Source organism: Xylophilus sp. ASV27 (genome assembly GCF_016428875.1).
In the GTDB taxonomy this organism is placed as follows: Bacteria; Pseudomonadota; Gammaproteobacteria; order Burkholderiales; family Burkholderiaceae_C; genus Xylophilus.
The window spans coordinates 42,399-61,717 of sequence record NZ_JAELTO010000007.1; the positions used below are offsets into that span (position 1 = coordinate 42,399).

15 protein-coding genes are annotated in these 19,319 nt (G+C 70.7%); 4 read left to right on the plus strand and 11 right to left on the minus strand.

The features are described from left to right. Nucleotides 1-85: 85 nt before the first annotated feature. A complete protein-coding gene (locus JHD63_RS02980; RefSeq protein ID WP_198969170.1) occupies nucleotides 86-1,750 on the plus strand; it encodes a sulfatase-like hydrolase/transferase in 1,665 nt (554 codons plus the stop codon). Here JHD63_RS02980 and JHD63_RS02985 read toward each other — a convergent pair. The 7 genes from JHD63_RS02985 to JHD63_RS03015 form a co-directional block, all read right to left on the minus strand. Beyond that, nucleotides 1,744-2,238, minus strand: a complete 495-nt coding sequence (locus JHD63_RS02985; RefSeq protein WP_198969171.1) for an AAA family ATPase — start codon at nucleotides 2,236-2,238, stop codon at nucleotides 1,744-1,746. The genes JHD63_RS02980 and JHD63_RS02985 overlap by 7 nt on opposite strands. A gap of 164 nt (nucleotides 2,239-2,402) precedes the next feature. Then, entirely contained in the window at nucleotides 2,403-8,282 is a 5,880-nt protein-coding gene (locus JHD63_RS02990; RefSeq protein ID WP_198969172.1) for an Hpt domain-containing protein, read from the minus strand. A gap of 30 nt (nucleotides 8,283-8,312) precedes the next feature. Further along, nucleotides 8,313-10,604: a methyl-accepting chemotaxis protein gene (locus JHD63_RS02995; RefSeq protein ID WP_198969173.1), complete on the minus strand. Its 2,292-nt coding sequence runs from the start codon at nucleotides 10,602-10,604 to the stop codon at nucleotides 8,313-8,315. Between the two features lie 23 nt (nucleotides 10,605-10,627). Further along, nucleotides 10,628-11,182 carry a chemotaxis protein CheW gene (locus JHD63_RS03000; RefSeq protein ID WP_198969174.1) on the minus strand — a complete coding sequence of 185 codons (555 nt, stop codon included), beginning with the start codon at nucleotides 11,180-11,182 and terminating at the stop codon, nucleotides 10,628-10,630. Nucleotides 11,183-11,195: 13 nt separating this feature from the next. After that, the gene (locus JHD63_RS03005) at nucleotides 11,196-11,561 is read right to left on the minus strand and encodes a response regulator (protein ID WP_198969175.1); all 366 of its coding nucleotides are present in this window, start codon (nucleotides 11,559-11,561) and stop codon (nucleotides 11,196-11,198) included. Further along, nucleotides 11,561-11,959, minus strand: a complete 399-nt coding sequence (locus tag JHD63_RS03010; RefSeq protein WP_198969176.1) for a response regulator — start codon at nucleotides 11,957-11,959, stop codon at nucleotides 11,561-11,563. The genes JHD63_RS03005 and JHD63_RS03010 overlap by 1 nt, the downstream gene beginning before the upstream one ends. Before the next feature lie 63 nt (nucleotides 11,960-12,022). Continuing rightward, nucleotides 12,023-12,196 (minus strand): rubredoxin, encoded by a 174-nt coding sequence (locus tag JHD63_RS03015; RefSeq protein WP_198969177.1) that lies wholly within the window; start codon nucleotides 12,194-12,196, stop codon nucleotides 12,023-12,025. A 157-nt stretch (nucleotides 12,197-12,353) separates the two neighbouring features. Here JHD63_RS03015 and thiD point away from each other — a divergent pair, with 157 nt between their 5' ends. Then, nucleotides 12,354-13,304, plus strand: a complete 951-nt coding sequence (gene thiD / locus JHD63_RS03020; protein ID WP_198969178.1) for a bifunctional hydroxymethylpyrimidine kinase/phosphomethylpyrimidine kinase — start codon at nucleotides 12,354-12,356, stop codon at nucleotides 13,302-13,304. Further along, on the plus strand, nucleotides 13,288-14,613 hold the full coding sequence (hemL, locus tag JHD63_RS03025) for a glutamate-1-semialdehyde 2,1-aminomutase (protein ID WP_198969179.1): 1,326 nt from the start codon (nucleotides 13,288-13,290) through the stop codon (nucleotides 14,611-14,613). The genes thiD and hemL overlap by 17 nt, the downstream gene beginning before the upstream one ends. Before the next feature lie 261 nt (nucleotides 14,614-14,874). On the opposite strand, the gene purH is transcribed toward hemL, so the two are convergent. From purH to dusB, 3 genes are all read right to left on the minus strand, one after another. Beyond that, nucleotides 14,875-16,461, minus strand: coding sequence for a bifunctional phosphoribosylaminoimidazolecarboxamide formyltransferase/IMP cyclohydrolase (gene purH / locus JHD63_RS03030; protein ID WP_198969180.1), 1,587 nt, complete (start codon nucleotides 16,459-16,461; stop codon nucleotides 14,875-14,877). Between the two features lie 125 nt (nucleotides 16,462-16,586). Beyond that, nucleotides 16,587-16,823, minus strand: a complete 237-nt coding sequence (locus JHD63_RS03035; protein ID WP_198969181.1) for a Fis family transcriptional regulator — start codon at nucleotides 16,821-16,823, stop codon at nucleotides 16,587-16,589. A gap of 25 nt (nucleotides 16,824-16,848) precedes the next feature. Next, nucleotides 16,849-17,901 (minus strand): tRNA dihydrouridine synthase DusB, encoded by a 1,053-nt coding sequence (gene dusB / locus JHD63_RS03040; RefSeq protein ID WP_198969182.1) that lies wholly within the window; start codon nucleotides 17,899-17,901, stop codon nucleotides 16,849-16,851. Nucleotides 17,902-18,081: 180 nt separating this feature from the next. Between dusB and JHD63_RS03045 the strand changes: the two genes are divergently transcribed. Beyond that, entirely contained in the window at nucleotides 18,082-18,552 is a 471-nt protein-coding gene (locus tag JHD63_RS03045) for a YqaA family protein (protein WP_198969183.1), read from the plus strand. A gap of 74 nt (nucleotides 18,553-18,626) precedes the next feature. Here JHD63_RS03045 and JHD63_RS03050 read toward each other — a convergent pair whose 3' ends face one another. After that, the gene (locus JHD63_RS03050; protein WP_198969184.1) at nucleotides 18,627-19,304 is read right to left on the minus strand and encodes a glutathione S-transferase; all 678 of its coding nucleotides are present in this window, start codon (nucleotides 19,302-19,304) and stop codon (nucleotides 18,627-18,629) included. Nucleotides 19,305-19,319: the final 15 nt, after the last annotated feature.

Below are 19,319 nucleotides of genomic sequence, written 5' to 3' on the forward strand. Positions count from 1 at the left end.
TGGCAGAATGCGCCCGCCCCGCGACACGCGCAGCGCGCCCGCACGGGAGGCGCCCGCCACGCGGCCGATCCCACGCTGCCGCTCCATGCCCCTGCCTGCCGACCACCGCTCATCGCTCCTGCCGTCCCGCACCTGGCTCGCGCCGGCGCTGGCCGTGGCGCTCACGCTGCTGCTGATCGCGCTGGGCCACGAAGGCCGCCGCGTCATCCAACTGGCGGCCCTGGCCGCGCCCGGACTGGCCTGGCTGTTCTGGCCGGTGCGGCGCAAGGGGGTGCATCGCCTGCGCGCGGGCCTGGTCTGGTGCTGGGCCATGGCCTTCGCCGTGGACGGACTGGCGCGCGCCTATCTGCTGGACGTCTACCAGGCCGCGCCCGACAGCTCCATGGTGCTGGGCGCCGCCGCCAACACCAACGCCCGCGAAAGCGCCGAATACCTGGGCATGTACTGGCGGCCCCTGCTGCTCCAGTGCGCCCTGCTGCTCGGCGCGGGCGTGCTACTGGCCTTCTGCGTCGCCCGCGGCCGCCGTAGCCCGCCCGGGGCGGCCGCGGCCCCGCGCCGGCCGCGCTGGCTGCGCGCCACCTGCGTGCTCGGCTGCACCGCGCTGGCGCTGCTCAGCGCCGCCGGCTATGCCAGCAAGCCCTGGCGCCGCCTGCACCCGGTCGCCTACTGGATCGACTGGGACGCCAAGGTCGACATGGTGCGCGCCGAATGGGCCGCGCAGCAGCAGGCCCGCGAGCGCACCCTGCAGCAGGCGCGCGAGGCCGCGCCCGGCGTGGAGCTGGCCGGCCCCGCCACCGTGGTGCTGGTCATCTCCGACAGCGTCAACCGCGACAACATGGCGCTCTACGGCTACGGGCGCCCGACCACGCCGATGCTGCTGGAGCAGCAGCGGCAACTGGAAGACCGGCTGCTGGTGCTGCGCCACGCCTGGTCGCGCGACGCCACCACCCTGCCGGCGCTGCGCAACCTGTTCCGCTTCGGCCAGCCCGACAGCGCGCAGCCGCAGCATGCCCTGGCACTGGCACGGGCCGCGGGCTACAAGGTCTGGTGGATCACCAACCACGACGACGTCGGCATCGAGCAGATGCACGCGCGCCTGGCCGACGTGGCGCAGTTCAGCAACCGCACGCCCGGCCGCTCCAGCGCCTCGCTCGACAGCGCGGTGCTGGACGACGTGCGGGTGGCGCTGGCCGACGCCGCCCCGCGCAAGCTGGTCGTGGTGCACCTGATGGGCGCCCATCCGCACTACAACATGCGCTTTCCGGCCAACGCCAACCCGTTCGACGATGCCGTGGACGCGGTGGAGAGCGGCATGCAGCAGCAAGGCCGGCCGGCCTGGCTGCGGCAGATGCGCCACGACTACGACGCCGCCCTGCTCTACCACGACGCCGTGGTGGCAAGTACCCTGCAGATGACGCGCAGCCCGGCCTCGGGTGAGGGCTACCGCGCCTGGATGTACCTGTCCGACCACGGCCAGGAAGTCGCCCACGGCACCGGCCGCGCCGGCCACAGCCCGCAGACCGCCTCGGGCTACCGCATCCCCGCCCTGCTGTGGCGCAACACGCCGCCACAGCCCTGGACGCCCGACCTGGCGCAGCGCCCCTTCCGCGCCGACTGGGCGGCCTGGACCCTCGCCGACCTGCTGCACGTGCGCTGGAGCGGCGACCAGCCGCAGCACAACGTGCTGAGCCCCAGCTACCAATGGCAGGCGCCGGAGATCCCGGCGAAGGTCGAGTCGTTCCTTCAGTAGCGGATGACTTCGAAGCCCTCCTCCGGTGCAGGCGGGACGAAGTGGCTGCTGATCTGGTCGAACTGCGCATCCGTCGTCTGGAAGGGATGCTCGCCCGCTGCGTTCCGGGCGCGCAGGCGTGCCTTGCACACCGCATCCGGCAGGTCCAGGAAGTGCAGCCGGTGGGCAACGCCGGCAGCTTCGAACCGCGCACGCGCCCAGGCCCTGCTGGCCACCGTGTTCGAGGGAAAGTCGAGCACCACCGACACGCCGGCCCTGAGCAGCGCCTCCACGTGGCCGGCCATGGCCTGCCGCAGGCGCCCCGCGCAGCGCACGTAGTCGGGCAACGCCTGGATCTCGCCGGGATAGAGGCAAGCCAGCCAATGGTCCTCGCTGATGAGCACAGTGGCCGGCTGCGCGGCAAGGCGCTGCGCCAACGTCGACTTGCCGGAACCGATCTTGCCGCAGACCAGGTGCAGCGTGGGCGAGAGGGCTTCTGTCATGGTCATGAAAACTCCTGAGTGGAAAAGAACCCCAGGAGGCGGAAAAAACCCGCCTCGAGGGCGGGTGGCGATGGCGGTACAGGCCGAGCGCTAACCCACCATCCTCCGGATGGTGCGAATCGCCGGCGCAATATGCAGGCAAGCCATGGGGCACGACCTACCGTGAGGCATTACGCAGTCCCCTCCAGCGCCGGCACGGCGGAACCCGCCAGCGCGTAGCGCCGCACCAGGCCCAGCAGTTCCTCTTCCGGATAGGGTTTGCCCAGGTAGTGGCTGGCGCCCAGCGACAGCGCGTGCTCGCGGTGCTTGGCGGCGATGCGCGAGGTGATCATGACCACCGGCAGGTCGTGCAGCGCGGCATCGGCGCGGATGTTGCGCACCAGGTCGAAGCCGTCCATGCGCGGCATTTCGATGTCGGACAGCACCAGCGCCGGCCGCTCCTCCTGCAGCCGCTCCAGCGCCTGCAGGCCATCGGCAGCCAGCGCCACGCGGTAGCCTTCGCGGCGCAGCAGGCGCTGCGTGACGCGGCGCACGGTGATGGAGTCGTCCACCACCAGCACCAGCGGCACGCCGGGGTCGGCATCGGCCAGCGGCGAAGCGGGGTCCACGCCGCCCGCGGCCTCGGCGCCGGCGGCATCCGGGTGTGCGTGCGCCGCCAGCTGGGCGCGGATGCGCTCGCCGTGCACATTGGCCAGGGCAACCGGGTTGTAGATCAGGACCACGGCGCCCGAGGGCAGCACCGACATGCCGGAGAGGCCGGGCAGGCGCGCGAGCTGCGGCCCCAGGTTCTTCACCACCACTTCCTGGTGGCCCAGCACTTCGTCCACGTGCAGCGCGATGCGCTGCTGGGCGCTGCGGAAGATCACCACCGGTCGGGTGCGCGTGGGCGGCTCCTGGCTGCGCAGGCAAGCCTGCAGCAGCGCGCCGCTCCAGAAGAAGGGCAGCTCGTCCGCGCCGTGCCGGAAGCTGGCGCTGGCGTAGGCCTGCTCGATCTCCTGGGCGGTGGCGCGGCGCACGATCTCGACCACGGTGGCCGGCACGGCGAAGGCGAGCGCGCCGGCGCGCAGCATCACCACCTGGGTGACGGCGGTGGTGAGCGGCAGGATCAGCCGGAAGCTCGTGCCCTGGCCCGGCTGCGAGAGGGTCTCGATGCGGCCGCCGGCGGCCTGCACCTCGGAGCGCACCACGTCCATGCCGATGCCGCGGCCGGCCAGTTCGGTCACCTCGGTGGCGGTGGTGACGCCGGGCGCGAAGATCAGGTTGGCGGCTGCCGCGTCGTCAAGAGTGTCCGCCGCGCCGATCAGGCCCAGCGCGCGCGCCTTGTCGCGGATGCGCGCGTGGTCCAGGCCAGCGCCGTCGTCGCGGAACTCCAGCGCCACGTCGTTGCCGTCCTGCCGCAGCCCGATGGCGATGGTGCCGGTGGCCGGCTTGCCTGCGGCGGCGCGGGTCTGGGCGTCCTCGATGCCATGCACCACCGCATTGCGCAGCAGATGCTCGAAGGCCGGCGCCAGGCGCTCGAGCACGCCGCGGTCCATCTCGACGGCGCCGCCGGTGATGGTCAGCGTGATCGGCTTGCCGGTTTCCTTGGCGGCCTGCCGCGCCACGGCGTAGAGGCGCTCGGCGATGCCCTCGAACTCCACCATGCGGGTGCGCAGCAGGTCGCGCTGCAGCTCGCGCGCCTGGCGGCCCTGGGCCGCCAGCTCGTCTTCGGTGCCCTGCATGGCGCGCTGCAGGTTGCGCTGGACGGTGGCCACGTCGTCCACCGACTCGGCCATCATGCGGGTGAGTTCCTGCACGCGGGTGAAGCGGTCGAATTCCAGCGGATCGAAGCCGGTGGCGCTGTCCTTGGCCTGCGCCAGGCGCGACTGCATCTGCGACTCGGCCTGCACCTCGATGTCGCGCAACTGGCGGCGCAGGCGGTCCAGGTTGCCGGTGAGCTCGCCGAGCGAGCCCTGCATCTGGCCCAGGCGCGCTTCCAGGCGCGAGCGGCTGATCATGACCTCGCCGGCCTGGTTCACGAGCCGGTCGAGCAGCTGCGAGCGCACCCGCACCGACGGGCCCGCGTTGCCACGCGCAGCCGCCGCCAGCGGCGTGCGCTGGGGCGTGACGACGCCCCGTGGCGCGGCGGCAGCGCCTTCGAGGAGCGGCGCGGGCGCGGCCTCCGGGGCGGCAGCCACGGGCGTTTCGGCGGGAGCGGGCGCGTCGGCCGCGGCCCGCAGCCTGTCGAACTCGCCGCGCAGCGCGTCGGCGTGCACGAACAGGGGCTCGATCTGCTGCGGCTGCAAGGTGTCGCTGCCCAGCTCGTCGATGGCGGTTTCGAAACGGTGGGCCAGTTCGCCCAGGCGCATGGCGCCGGCCAGCCGCGCGCTGCCCTTGAGCGTATGCAGCGCGCGCAGCACTTCCGCGCGCGCGGTGTGGTTGTCCGGATGGGCCGCCCACTGGCGCAGGGCGCCGCCCAACTGGGGCAGCAGTTCCTGGGCTTCTTCCTCGAAGATCGGGAACAGGTCCTGGTCGACCGCATCCACCACGTCGAAGTCGTCGCCCAGCGCGGCGCCGGCACCCACGGCGCGGGCAATGGCGTCATCGACGCGGCGCTCGGCGGCGTTCCGGGGCTCGGCGCACGGCGCGGGCTCCTGCGCTGCCCCGCTCTGCGCCGGCTCGGGCTCGCGCGGGAACACGTCGGAGAAATCATCGAGCGGCGCGGCCGCGGGTTGCGCCTCCGGCTCCCCGGATGGCTCGGGGGCTTCGTCCTCCGACGCGCGCAGGAAGCTCGCCGCCGAGGGCACGGCGGACGTGTCGTCGCTGTCGATGATGGCCTGCAGCGCGCGCAGCAGGCGCGGCGTGGGCTCCTTCAGGAAGCCGGCGGCGAACTGGTGCAGCAGGTAACGGATGTCTTCCGCCGTGTCGACGAAAACGCCCGCCTGGTGGACCGTACCGCCGCCATGCACCTGCACATGCTGCAGCGCCTGCTCGAGCAGGCGCGCCATGCCGGACAGGGTCCTGAAGCCCACCGTGGCGGAACTGCCGGCAAGCGAATGCGCGAGCCCGATCGGCACGTCGGACAGCCGCCGGTGCAGCTCCATGGACCACTCGGTCAGCTCGGTCACCAGGCGGCGCGACCATTCGTCGGCTTCGTTGAGGTAGACGTTGTAGAGCGGGATCGGGATCCGCAGGGCCCCGATCACCTTCACGTCGTCGGGCGCAGGCGCGAGGGCGGCATCGGCCGCCGCGGGCAGCGCTGGCGCGTCGACGGCCTCCGGGGCGGACGCCGGCTCTCGCGGCGTGAAAGGGGGGAAATCGAGCCGGATCTCGTCAGCGTCCACAGGCAGCGCCTCGGCCGGCATGGCCCCAGGCGGCTCGGCCTCCAGCGGCGGCACCGCCTGCATCGCTTCGGGCGGCGCCGCACCTTGCGCCACCCCCTGCCTGTCGCCCTGCCCGGACTCGGCCACGGCCGCGGCAAACTCGGAAAAATCGATCTCGTCGATCTGCAGGTCCTGCTCGGGCTGCGGCATTGCGGCGTCGACCTGTGCGGCCTCCGGCGGCTCGGGTTCGAGCGCCAGCTCGAACGAGACTTCCTCGGCGGGCGCAACCGGTGCCGGACCCTCGTCTTCGGTCGACGATGCTTCGAGCATCGGGATGTCGGCGTCGGCGAACTCGTCCACGCTCAAGCCGGCCAGGGAGTCCGGGCCGCGACCGTCAGGATCGGCATCGGACGGCGCGGCGATGGCCAGCGGCACCGGCGTTGCGCCCAGGCGCAAGGCGTCGGCCGAAGCGCGGAAGGCGGCGGGGTCCCAGGCCTCGTCCTGGTGGTCGGCAATGTCCTCGACCCAGCGGGCCAGGGCATCCAGGGCCTCGCCGGCCAAGCGGCGGTGGCTCTCGGGCATGGGCCGCTGCTCGGCCAGCCAGGCGTTGCACAACTGCTCCATGGCCCAGGCCGCTTCGCCGAAGCGCTCGAGCTGCACCATGCGGGCACTGCCCTTCAAGGTGTGGAAGGCCCGGCGCAGCGCAGTCTGCTCGCTCAGCGCGGCGGGCTGCGCATCCAGCGCGGCCACGCTGGCACGGCCGTTGCGCAGGACTTCGCGCGCTTCGTCCAGGAAGATCTCGCGCAGTTCGATGTCGTCGTCTTCCTCGTCGCTCTGGCGCTTCGGCGGCTGCGGCGCCGTCGCTTCTGCCGGGGCGGTTACCGGGTCGGGCACGGGCTGCGGCTCCAACGGCACGGTGGCCGGCAGCGGCGGCTCGGAGCGCGCGCTGGCGACGGTGCTGGCGGCCTCGGGGGCATCGCCGGCACGGACGCGGCCTCGGCCCATGACGATGCGCAGTTCTCCGCGCTCTTCGTCATAGATGAACAGGCGACGGGCCAGGGTGGGCTGGTAGCCCAGCATGTCGATCAGGAAGCTCAGCGCGCCCAGGCTGTTGCCGAGCCGGTCGAAGACGGCGCTGCGCTCGGTCTCCTCGGCGGGCTGGCCCAGCAGCAGGCGCTCGACGCAGTCGCGCATGCGCACCACCGCCTGCGACGCCTGCTCCAGACCCAGCACCGACAGCACGCCGCGCATCTGCGCAAGCTGGCCCGGCACGGGCGCCAGCAGCGAGGCGTCCTGCGGGGCGCGGAAGAACTGGTCGAGCGACTGTTCGGCCTCGCGCAAGGTGGCGCGCAGCTCCTCCACCACGCTGCCCATGGTCTGGCGGTCGCTCACCCTGCGGTAGAGGTCTTCCATCCATTCGTCCAGCGGCTCGGGTGCGGCGGCGCTGCGGGCGCGGTCGAGCCGCTCGGCCAGCACGGCCGCCCGCTCGGCCATGGTCGCGTCGGAGGTGTCGAGCTCCTCGTAGGCCGCCTGCAGGTAGAGGATGGAGGTGGCGACCTCCATGGCCAGCGCCGTTGCGGGCGGTTCGCCGGTGCGCACGGTGGCCTCGAGCGCCTGGGACAGGGCATGGGCCAGCGGCGCGCTCTGCGGGTGCAGGCGCCGCAGCGAGTCGGCCACCAGATGGAACTGGTCGGCCGCTGCCTTGAGCTTGTGCCGGTCGCCGCCGGCCAGTGCCGACCAGGTTTCCGCCGCCGCCGCGATGCGCTTGCGCGCCTGGGTGAGCAGCACCGGGTTGAAGCGGCCGAAGCGCCGGGCCTCGTAGTCGACCGGTTCGGCCACTTGCATGCGATACGCACTGCGCACCGCGGCGAGCGCGGGCGCTTCCCGGCCCTGCGGCGGGCATGCGTGGCCACAGAAGAACAGCATGTCCTGCAGCAGGCGCTCGCCCGGCGCCTCGTCGCCGCGGACGAAGGCGGCGTACTGCATCAGCACCCGCGAGGCCACGCGTTTGGCATACAGGTCCGGCGGCAGCAGCCCGAGCGCCTGGGCCTCGAAGAAACCGGAGCAGACGCGCCAGAAGGACTGGGCCGCGCCCTCGGGCAGGGCCGCGGCGAAACCCTGGCTGAGTTCGCTGAGCTTGCGTGCCGCGTCGACGTCGCCCTCCTTGACGACCTTGAGCACGGCCTGGTCCAGCTGTGCGCGGGCAACAGGCCCGTAGGGCAGCGGCACCGGTGCGCCCGCGGCCCGCGGCGTGGCCGAGCGCCGCTCGGCAGGCCAGAGATCGGCCGGATGGACGCGCTCGGCGCCGGCCAGGGCCTGCACGTCGCGGTACTGCGGAAACAGTCCGACGGCGGAATAGGTCTTGCCCGCGAGCACTGCGTCGAGGTATTCGCCCAGCGCGAAGCCCGCGCGCTCGATGATGGCCACGGCAGGCTCGTCACAGAGCGCCGGGCGCTGCAGGAACTTCTGTACCGCCGCCTCCATGGCCCGCACCAGGACCGCGCTGGGTTCCATGCCGACCATCTCCAGCGCGCCGGACACCTGGTGCAAATGCTGGCGCGCGGCCCGCACGGCGCTGGTGTCGAGCATGTCGAGGTCGGACTGCTGCGCCGCCTCGGCTTCGTGCACGAAGCGCCGCAGCGACTTCACCGCCGCCTCGATGCCGCGCCGCAGTTCGGCGGCCACCCAGGCCAGGGGGCCCAAGTCGCGTTCGTGGAGAGCCGGCTCGGCGGCGTCGGGAAATGGCATGGCGGCGTTTGCAGTGGCCACGGGCTGGCCTCAGGCGATCTTGAAGCGGGCCACCGACTCACGCAGTTCCTCCGCCATGCGCGAGAGCTCGCGCACCTGCTGGGCGGTGGTGCGCGTGCCTTCGCCGGTCTGCTCGGTCACGGCAAAGATGTGCTGGATGCTGTCGGCCACGCCGTTGGCAAGCTCGGCCTCGCGCGAGGTGGAGGTCGAGATCTGCTCGATCAGCTCGGCCAGCCGGCGCGACACGCGGTCGATCTCGCTCAGGGCGGTACCCGCGCTGTCGGACAGGCGGGCTCCTTCGACCACGCCCTGGGTGGAGCGCTCCATGGCGGCCACCGCATCCTGCGTGTCGTTCTGGATCGCCTTCACCAGCGCGGAGATCTGGCGCGTCGCGTCGGCCGAGCGCTCGGCCAGCCGCTGCACTTCTTCAGCCACCACCGAGAAGCCGCGGCCGGCTTCACCGGCGGATGCGGCCTGGATGGCGGCGTTCAGGGCCAGCACGTTGGTCTGCTCGGTAATGTCGGAAATCAGCTCGGTGATCTCGCCGATCTCCTGCGACGATTCGCCCAGGCGCTTGATGCGCTTGGAGGTGTCCTGGATCTGGTCGCGGATGGAATTCATGCCGCCGATGGCGTTCTGCACCGCCTGCAGGCCCGAGTCGGCGGCCTCCAGCGACAGGCGCGCCACCGCGGCGGACTCCTGCGCCTGCGAGGACACCTCGTTGATGCGCGAGGCCATGTCCAGCACCGAGCGGCCGGTTTCGCGGATCTCGCGCAGTTGCTCGGTCGAGGCGGCCAGCAGTTCGGTCGAGGTGTTGTCCACCAGCGCCGTGGTCTGCGCCACGCGGGTCGCCGTGTTCTGCACGTTGCCCACCAGCAGGCGCAGCTCCTCGACCGTGTAGTTCACCGAGTCGGCGATGGCGCCGGTGATGTCCTCGGTCACCGTGGCCTCCTGGGTGAGGTCGCCTTCGGCGACCGACTGCAGCTCGTTCATCAGCCGCAGAATGGCCGCCTGGTTGGCGTCGTTGACGCGCTTGGCCTCCTGCTGCGCCTGCTCGGCCTGCCGCTGCTGCAGTTCGGCTTCCCGGCGCTGCTGCTCGGCCGCGCTCTGGCGCGCCCGGCTGTCGAGCAGCAGCACCCGCGCCAGGCCGACGCCCGCGGCCAGCATCACCAGCGCCGCGGCCATCATGGCCAGCAGCCGGCCCAGGCCCAGGCCCGCGTCCTGCGACAGGCGCGACTGCAGCGCCTCCAGGCCGCGCCGCAGCGGCTCGCTGTCGGCAATGATCGCGGTCTGCGCCTCGCGGGCAGACACCAGGCCCTGCAGGTTGCCCAGGATGGCGCTGGCCTCGTTGCGGGTCTTGTCGTAGAGGGCCTGCAGCGCCTGCAACTGCTCGCGCAGCTGCGGGTCGCGCGCGGCGGTGAGGCGCAGCTCGGCGCTGCCGTCGAGCAGGCCCTGCGAGATCTCGCGGAAGGAATTCAAGTCCTTTCCCAGCAGGAACACGGCCTCGGGGCTCACGCCTTCGGCGGTCTGGAATTCATTGGCCGACTTGCCGATGCGCTGGGTCAGCATCACGAGCTGGCCGGCCGCGGAGATCTCTGTCGCCGGAGCGTTCTGCTGCAGCTTGAGCGCGGAGATGGTCTCGGCGATCTCCAGCAGGTCGGAGGACTGCAGGTTGATGGTGCGCAGCGCGGCGCCGACCTGGGTCAGGATCTTCTCCTGGCCGAGCACGGTCTTGGCGTTGCGCGCGGCGCGCTCGATCAGGGGCTTGACCTCGTCCAGTTCGGTACGGTACTTGGCGTCCAGCTCGTCGATGCGCATGGACGGGTCGCCAACGTCGAGCGCCCGGCCGGTGCGCGCCAGCACGTCGGCGCTGTTGGTCACGTCCGGGAAGGCCTGCGAGCTGCCGATGATGGCCTGGGTGACGGACTTGGCCAGGCGCTGCGACTGCATCAGTGCCTGCCCGGTCGCGGCAAGCTGCTGGGCGCTGCGGTTGGCCTGGCTCAGTGCCAGGGTCCCGATCACGGCCAGCACCAGCAGCGCCACGATCAGCAGCGTGTAGAGCACGCGCTGGTGGCGGTTGATGGTGGCGCGGCCCAGCACCGGCAGCGCCACGAGTTCGGAATCCTTGAACGGCCGCTCCGGATCGACCAGCCGGGTCTCCTGGAAACCGCCGCCGAGCGCCGCGCCGGCCGGCGGCGCGGAACCGGCCTGCGCGGGCCGCGCCTCCTCGGCCAGCGCCATGGTCGGCGGCACGGGGGAATCCGGCGCGTCCGACGCGGACTTGCGGGTGAAGAGTTTTCCGAGTTGGTCGGCGACGGACATGGTGCGGCCCCGCAAAGATGGAGTCAGCTGCTGATGCTGAGAAAGAAGGGATACCGGGCCAGCGCCTGCAGGTCGATCTCCTGCCATGGCGCGCCCTGCGTGTCGATGTAGACGGGGCCGAGCCATGCCGGCGCATCGTCTGCGCGGGGCTGGACCGAGACGAAGGCCTCGCCGCCCCGCAACCCGGCGAGCCGGTCGACGATCAGCGCGCACTGGACCCCCAGCGCGGCGTTGAACGCCAGCAGGCTGGCCTCGCCATTCAGGCCGTCGATGCGCCGGGGCGGCACGCTCGCGCTGGCGGCGTCCGTGCCCCGGGCGGCGGCGAACTGCAGCAGGTCCACCACGCCGCAGAGGCCGCCACGCAGGTTGGCGACCCCGAGGAACCAGGGCTGGGTGTAGGGCACCGGCTGGATCGTGGTCCAGGGGAAGATCTCGCCCGCCTGCCCCAGCGGGAACAGGAAGGGCCTGCCGCCGATCTCCGCGGCCAGCCACTCCACCGAGGCGCCCTCGCTCTGCGCGGCCTGCAGGCGGCTGGCCAGCCGGCTCTGAAGCTCCCGCAGTGCCTGACGATTGGCCATGATGGGCGCGGCCTCAGCCGAGTGCGGCGATCTTCGCCTGGAGTTCGGCTGGGTCGACCGGCTTGGTGATGTAGTCGCGCGCGCCCTGGCGCAGGCCCCACACCCGGTCGGTCTCCTGGTTCTTGCTGGTGCACATGATGATGGGCACGTCCGCGTACAGGGGATCGCGGCTGATGGCGCGCGTGAGCTGGAAACCGTTCTGTCCGGGCATGACCACGTCCATCAGGATGAGGTCGGGTTTCTCCTGCGCCAGGCTGCGGAACGCCTCCTCGGCGTTCTCGGCGGTGCGCACCTGCATGCCGCACTTCTGCAGCAGATCGGAAAGGAAAACGAGCTCGGTCTTGGAATCGTCCACGACCAGAACCTTATGGATGGCCATCAGGATGCTCCTTGGGAGATTTCGCCGAATTGCTGGACCGCCGCGAGCAACTGGTCCTTGGTGAAGGGTTTGGTGAGGTAGTCCTGGCAGCCCACCATGCGGCCGCGCGCCTTGTCGAACACGCCGTCCTTGGAGGACAGCATCACGACCGGCGTGGCGGCGAAGCACGCGTTGCGCTTGATGATGGCGCAGGTCTGGTAGCCATCGAGCTTGGGCATCAGGATGTCGCAGAAGATCAGTTGCGGCCGATAGTCGTTGACCTTGGCCAGCGCATCGAAGCCGTCGTCGGCCAGCAGCACCTCGTGGCCGCCCTGCTTGAGGAAGATCTCTGCGCTGCGCCGGATGGTGTTGCTGTCGTCCACCACCAGGACCTTGCAGCGGGTTGCGCTGGTGTTCACTCGATGCCGCTCCCTTTGTTTTTGCTCAGGCCGGACGGCGCTCCGGCGGGGCCGCTCCGAGCGTCAAATCTGAACCATCTCGAAGTCTTCCTTGCGCGCGCCGCATTCAGGACAGGTCCAGTTCATCGGCACCTGCTCCCACGGGGTACCGGGCGCGATGCCGTCCTCCGGGACGCCGGCGGATTCGTCATAGATCCAGCCGCAGATCAAGCACATCCAAGTTTTGGGGTCGGTCATCAGCTTAAGGGGGCTTCCAACAAAATGTCAACGATTGTATCGACTCGCGCCATGGCGACTGTCGCCATGGCAAGACGCCGAGGGGCCGGCGCGGGCGTAGCACAATGCATGTCCCTGCGGCCTGCGCGCCGCCTGCGACTGTATACGACGGAGCTCCATGACCCTGCCCGAAGCCGACGCCCCCGATCGTGACGACGACGACCTGCCCGAGGACGACGGCCCGGCCTGCGTAATGGTGTTCAACGCCAGCGACCCGAGCGGCGCGGGCGGCCTGGGCGCGGATGCGGTGACCATCGCCTCGGTCGGCGGCCACGCCCTGACCGTGGCGACCGGCGCATACGCGCGCGACAGCGCGCGCATCTTCGAGTACTTCGCCCTCGACGAGGAAGCCGTGGCCGAGCAGGCGCGGGCGGTGCTGGAGGACATGCAGGTCGACGTGGTCAAGGTCGGCTTTCTCGGCACGCCGGAGAACGTCAGCGCCGTGGCCGAGATCACCGCCGACTACGAGGAGGCGCCGGTCATCGCCTACATGCCCGACCTGTCCTGGTGGCGCGAGGACGAGATCGAAGCCTACCTGGACGCCTTCCGCGAGCTGCTGCTGCCCCAGGCCACGGTGCTGGTGGGCAACCACAGCACGCTGTGGCGCTGGCTGCTGCCGGACTGGACGCACCAGCGCAGCCCGACGCCGCGCGACATCGCCAAGGCCGCCGGCGAGATGGGCGTGCCCTACACACTGGTGACCGGCGTGCCGCTGCCCGAGCAGTTTGTGGAGAACGTGCTGGCCTCGCCGCAGACGGTGCTGAGCACGGCCAAGTTCGAGCTGTTCGACGCGGTCTTCTCCGGCGCGGGCGACACGCTGTCGGCCGCGCTGGCCGCGCTGGTGGCCCACGGCAACGACCTGGCCGAGGCCACGGCCGAGGCGCTGCACTACCTGGACCGCAGCCTGGACGCAGGCTTTCGCCCGGGCATGGGCAACGTGCTGCCCGACCGCATGTTCTGGGCCCAGCCCGAGACCGAGGAAGAATCCGAAACCGACGAAGCCGCCCAGGACCCCGGGAAGCGGGCCCTCGAAGGCTTCGTGATGCCACCCCATGACACCCAGCACTGACTTGCACCCCCCTGCCGTGACCTCCTCCCCTCCCGACCTGAACCTGCCGCTGTTCGAGCGCGCCAAGGCCGTCATTCCCGGCGGCGTCAATTCCCCGGTGCGCGCCTTCCGCGCCGTCGGCGGCACGCCGCGCTTCGTGCGGCGCGCCGAGGGCGCGTATTTCTGGGACGCCAACGGCCAGCGCTTCATCGACTACATCGGCTCCTGGGGCCCGATGATCCTGGGCCACGGCCATCCGGCCGTGCTGGAGGCGGTGCAGAAGGCCGCGCTCGACGGCTTCTCCTTCGGCGCGCCGACCGAGCGCGAGATCGAGCTGGCCGAGGAGATCATCCGCCTGGTGCCCTCGATCGAGATGGTGCGCCTGGTCAGCTCCGGCACCGAGGCCGGCATGAGCGCGATCCGTCTGGCGCGCGGCGCCACCGGGCGCAAGACCATCATCAAGTTCGAGGGCTGCTACCACGGCCATGCCGATGCGCTGCTGGTCAAGGCCGGCTCGGGCCTGGCGACCTTCGGCCACCCGACCTCGGCCGGCGTGCCGCCCGAGGTGGTGCAGCACACGCTGGTGCTCGAGTACAACAACGTCGCCGCGCTGGAGGCCGCCTTCGCCGAGCAGGGCGCGGACATCGCCTGCATCATCATCGAGCCGATCGCCGGCAACATGAACTTCGTGCGCGCCTCGCAGGCCTTCGCCCAGGCCGCGCGCGAGCTGTGCAGCCGCCACGGCGCGCTGCTGATCTTCGACGAGGTGATGAGCGGCCTGCGCGTGGGCCTGGGCAGCGCCCAGGGCGTGCTCGGCATCCGCCCCGACATCACGGTGCTGGGCAAGGTGATCGGCGGCGGCATGCCGCTGGCCGCCTTCGGCGCCTCGCGCGCCATCATGGAACACTTGGCGCCGCTCGGCCCGGTCTACCAGGCCGGCACGCTGTCGGGCAACCCGGTGGCCACGGCCTGCGGGCTGGCCACGCTCAAGGAAATCAGCCGGCCCGGCTTCTTCGAGGCGCTGTCGGCGCGCACCCGTTCGCTGGTCGACGGACTGAGCGCTGCAGCGGCGGCGGCGGGCGTACCCTTCAGCGCCGACTGCGAGGGCGGCATGTTCGGCTTCTTCCTGCTGGACCACCTGCCGCAGAACTACGGCGAGGTGATGAAGACCGACGGCGCGCGCTTCAACACGCTGTTCCACGGCCTGCTGGAGCGCGGCGTGTACATCGCGCCGGCGCTCTACGAGGCCGGCTTCGTCAGCGCGGCGCACACCGAAGCAGACATCGCAGCCACCGTGGCAGCCGCGCGCGAGATCTTTGATTTGCTATGAAATAGATAGCAATAAACCAAGGAAGTACCTGGGCTTCAAGCACTTTTTATCAAAAAAGGCGGCCGCGGCCGCCTTTTTCTCTGCCCAGCCATCTCCAGCGCCAGGACTCCACCGGCAGCGCATGAACCACCAAGAAACAAAGGGCCGCGGAGCAGGCCATGCCAGAACATCCGCGGAACCGGCTGTGCCGGTCCGCAGGATGTGCCCCCTGCAAGGGGGTAGGCCAAGACGCGCAGCGCGCAGTCTGGGGGTAGGTCTATTTCAATGGCGGAAATGCCGCACGCCGCTGAACACCATGGCCACGCCGCGCTCGTCGGCGGCGGCGATCACTTCCTGGTCGCGCATGCTGCCGCCCGGCTGGATGACGCAGGTGGCGCCGGCGTCCACCACCACGTCCAGGCCGTCGCGGAACGGGAAGAAGGCGTCGCTCGCCACCGCCGTGCCGGCCAGGTCCAGGCCGGCGTGCTCGGCCTTGATGCTGGCGATGCGGGCGGAGTCGAGCCGGCTCATCTGGCCCGCGCCCACGCCCATGGTCATGCCGTCCTTGCAGAAGACGATGGCATTGCTCTTGACGTACTTGGCCACCTTCCAGGCGAACAGCAGGTCCTGCAGTTGCTGCGGCGTGGGCTGCAGCCGGGTGACGACCTTCAGGTCGGCCAGCGTCAGTTCGTGGTTGTCGGCGCTCTGCACCAGCAGGCCGGAGCCGACGCGCTTGACGTCCTGCGCGTTCTGCCCGCGCGCCCAGGCGGTCCGGCCGTCGCGCTGCACGCCCTCGAGCGGGATCTCGAGGATGCGCACGTTGGCCTTGCCCTTGAACACTTCCAGCGCCTCGGGCGTGACGGCCGGCGCCATCAGCACCTCGACGAACTGCTTGACCACGGCCTGCGCCGCTGCCGCGTCGAGCGGCTGGTTGAAGGCGATGATGCCGCCGAAGGCCGAGGTCGGATCGGTCTTCAGCGCCTTGGAATAGGCCTCCAGCGGGTCGGCGCCCAGCGCCACGCCGCAGGGGTTGGCATGCTTGACGATGACGCAGGCCGGCGAGTCGAAGCTCTTGACGCATTCCCAGGCGGCGTCGGCGTCGGCGATGTTGTTGTAGCTCAGCTCCTTGCCCTGCAACTGCCGGGCCGTGACCAGCGAGCCCGGCGCCGGGTGCAGGTCACGGTAGAAGGCGGCCTGCTGGTGCGGGTTCTCGCCGTAGCGCAGGTCCTGCAGCTTGATGAAGCTGCCGTTGCTCTGCGCCGGGAAGGCCGAGGCCGTGCCGTCGTCCTGCAGCGCGGACAGGTAGTTGCTGATGGCCGCGTCGTACTGGGCGATGCGGTTGAAGGCGGCGACCGAGAACGCGAAGCGGGTCTTGTCGGAGAGCCGGCCGTGGGCGCGCAGTTCGGCCAGCGCGGTCGGGTACTGCGCGGCGTCGGTGAGCACGCCCACGTCCTTCCAGTTCTTGGCGGCGCTGCGCACCATGGCCGGGCCGCCGATGTCGATGTTCTCGATCGCGTCCTCCAGCGTGCAGCCGGGCTTGGCCACGGTGGCCTCGAACGGATAGAGGTTGACCACCAGCAGGTCGATGGTGGCGATGCCGTGCTCCTCGAGCGCGGCCATGTGCGCGGGCAGGTCGCGCCGCGCCAGCAGGCCGCCGTGCACCTTGGGGTGCAGGGTCTTGACCCGGCCGTCGAGCATTTCGGGAAAGCCGGTGACCTCGGCCACCTCGGTGACCGGCAGGCCTTCCTTGGCCAGCAGTTGCGCCGTGCCGCCCGTGGAGAGCAAGCGCACGCCCAGGCCATGCAGCGCGCGGGCGAAGTCGACGATGCCGGTCTTGTCGGACACGGAAAGGAGTGCGGTCAGGGCCATGTAATTCTTGAAGGTTCGGAAAGATGCTGTTCAGGGGTACCGCGCAACCGGCTCTGCCGGGCCGCCGGTACCGCCCCCTGCAAGGGGGTTGGCGAAGACACGCAGTGCGCAGCCTGGGGGTGCGCCTACTTGAGCAGGTTGTGCTCGACCAGTTTCTTGCGCAGGGTGTTGCGATTCAAGCCGAGCCAGTCCGCGGCGCGCGACTGGTTGTGCGCGGCTTCGGTCATGACGACTTCCAGCAGGGGCCTTTCCATGACCTGGATCAGCATGTCGTACATGCCGTGCGGCTGCTCGCCTCCCAGGTCGCGGAAATATCCCTGCAGGCTGTCGCGGATGCACGCCTCTATGTTTTGCTTGCTCATTCTCGTGGCTTCCTAGTGATTCTTGTCAGGTGGCGGCGTCGAGGGCCGCCTCCGCTTCGTCCACCCCTTCGCCCTCGGCCTGCGCCGGCATGCGATCCATGGAGCGCGCCAGCACCTCGAAATAATCGCCCACCGCCCGCAGTTGCGCGGCGCAGTCGTCCAGCCGGTTCATGCGGGCGCGGAACGCCTCGCCGCCGGGCAGCCCGCGCACGTACCAGCCGATGTGCTTGCGCGCGCTGCGCACGCCGGTCAGCTCGCCATACAGCGAATAGTGCTGCTCCAGGTGCTCCAGCAACAGGCGGCGCACCTCGGCCACCAGCGGCGGCGCCAGGTGCTCGCCGGTGGCGAGGAAGTGGCCGATCTCGCGGAAGATCCAGGGCCGGCCCTGGGCCGCGCGGCCGACCATGATGGCGTCGGCGCCGGTGGCGGCGAGCACGTCGCGCGCCTTCTCTGGCGTGGTGATGTCGCCGTTGGCCACCACCGGAATGCGCACCGCGGCCTTGACCGCGGCGATGGTGTCGTACTCCGCCTGGCCGCGGTAGCCCTGCTCGCGGGTGCGGCCGTGCACGGTCAGCATCTGCACGCCGGCCGACTCGGCCGCGCGCGCGATGGCCACCGCGTTCCTGTGCCCGGCAGACCAGCCGGTGCGCATCTTCAGCGTGACCGGCACGCCGTGCGGCGCGGCCGCGGCGACCACCGCCTCGACGATGGACAGCGCCAGCGGCTCGTCCTGCATCAGCGCCGAGCCGGCCCACTTGTTGCAGACCTTCTTGGCCGGACAGCCCATGTTGATGTCGATGATCTGCGCGCCGCGCTCGATGTTGTAGACCGCCGCCTCGGCCATCATGGCCGCGTCGGTGCCGGCGATCTGCACCGCGATCGGCGCGGTCTCGCCCTCGTGGTTGGCGCGGCGCGAGGTCTTCAGGCTGTTCCAGAGGTCGCGCCGCGAAGTGACCATTTCGCTCACCGCATAGCCAGCGCCGAGCGACTTGCACAGCATGCGGAACGGCCGGTCCGTCACGCCCGCCATGGGGGCGACGAACAGGCGGTTCGGCAGGACGATGGAGCCGATCTGCATGGCGTGGATGGAGCGGGGAAAAGGGTCGGGCGCGGCGGGGGAGGCGTGATTCTATCTGCCCAAATTTGCAGCAACCCGGACGCGTTACGATTCGTTGTGCACCCGCAAGGGAATATGCGGAAGGCGCCCCGCCACGCGCCGCCCCGCGCCGGGCGGCGCAAGGCTGCATACTGCCGCCCCATGCAAGCCTGGCTCGACACCGCCCTCCAACTCCTGTCCCTGCCGCAATACGGGCTCAGCACCCTGTTCGTGGCGTCCTTCATCTCCGCCACGCTGCTGCCGATCGGCTCCGAACCCGTGCTGTTCGGCCTGCTCAAGCTCAATCCGGACCTGTTCTGGCAGGCCGTGGCCGTGGCCACCATGGGCAATACGCTGGGCGGCGCGCTGGACTGGTGGATCGGCTACGGCGCGCACAAGGTGGCCGACAAGTACCGCCACTCCAAACACCACACGCGGGTGCTGGCCTGGCTGGAGCGCCTGGGCCCCAAGGCCTGCCTGCTGAGCTGGCTGCCGCTGGTGGGCGACCCGCTGTGCGCGGTGGCCGGCTGGCTGCGCCTGCCGTTCTGGCCCTGCCTGCTCTACATGGCGATCGGCAAGTTCCTGCGCTATCTGCTGATGACGGCAGCGCTGCTCTACGTGTTTCCGTCATGATGCTATATTTTTGATAGCATAAAGCCAAGAAAATACCTGGGATTCAATCACTTTTCACATGAAAAACTGGCCGCTCAGCCCAGCAGCGCGTAGGGGCCGCCGCGCTCGAGCGCGCGCTGGTGGGCCGGCCGCGCGTGGATGCGCTGCAGCCAGTCCATCAGGCGCGGGCGCGACCGGTCCAGCCCGCCGCGCGCGGCGGCGGCCTCGACGGGAAAGCTCATCTGGATGTCAGCGCCGCTGAAGGCCTCGCCCGCGAACCAGGGGCCGCGCGCCAGTTCACCCTCCAGGTAATCGAGGTGCAGCCCGATCTGCGGCAGCACGAAGCCGTCCTTGGCCTTGCCGGCAATGCCGCGCACCACCGGCCTCAGGAAGAAGGGCGCCGGCGCCTTCTCGACCCGGTCGAACACCAGCTTTAGCAGCAGCGGCGGCATGGCCGAGCCTTCGGCGTAGTGCAGCCAGTAGCGGTAGCGCAGGAAATCGGGACTGCCCGGCGCGGGCGACAGGCGGCCGGCGCCGTAGCGCTCGACCAGCGCCTCCACGATGGCGCCGGATTCGGCCAGCACACTGCCGTCGTCCAGCACCACCAGCGGCGACTTGCCCAGCGGATGCACCGCGCGCAGCTCGGGCGGCGCCAGCATCGTCTTTGGATCGCGCGCATAGCGCACGACCTCATAGGGCTGGCCCAGCTCTTCGAGCAGCCAGAGCACGCGCTGCGAGCGCGAGTTTTCGAGGTGGTGGACGGTGAGGGCCATGGGCGCGAGTATCGG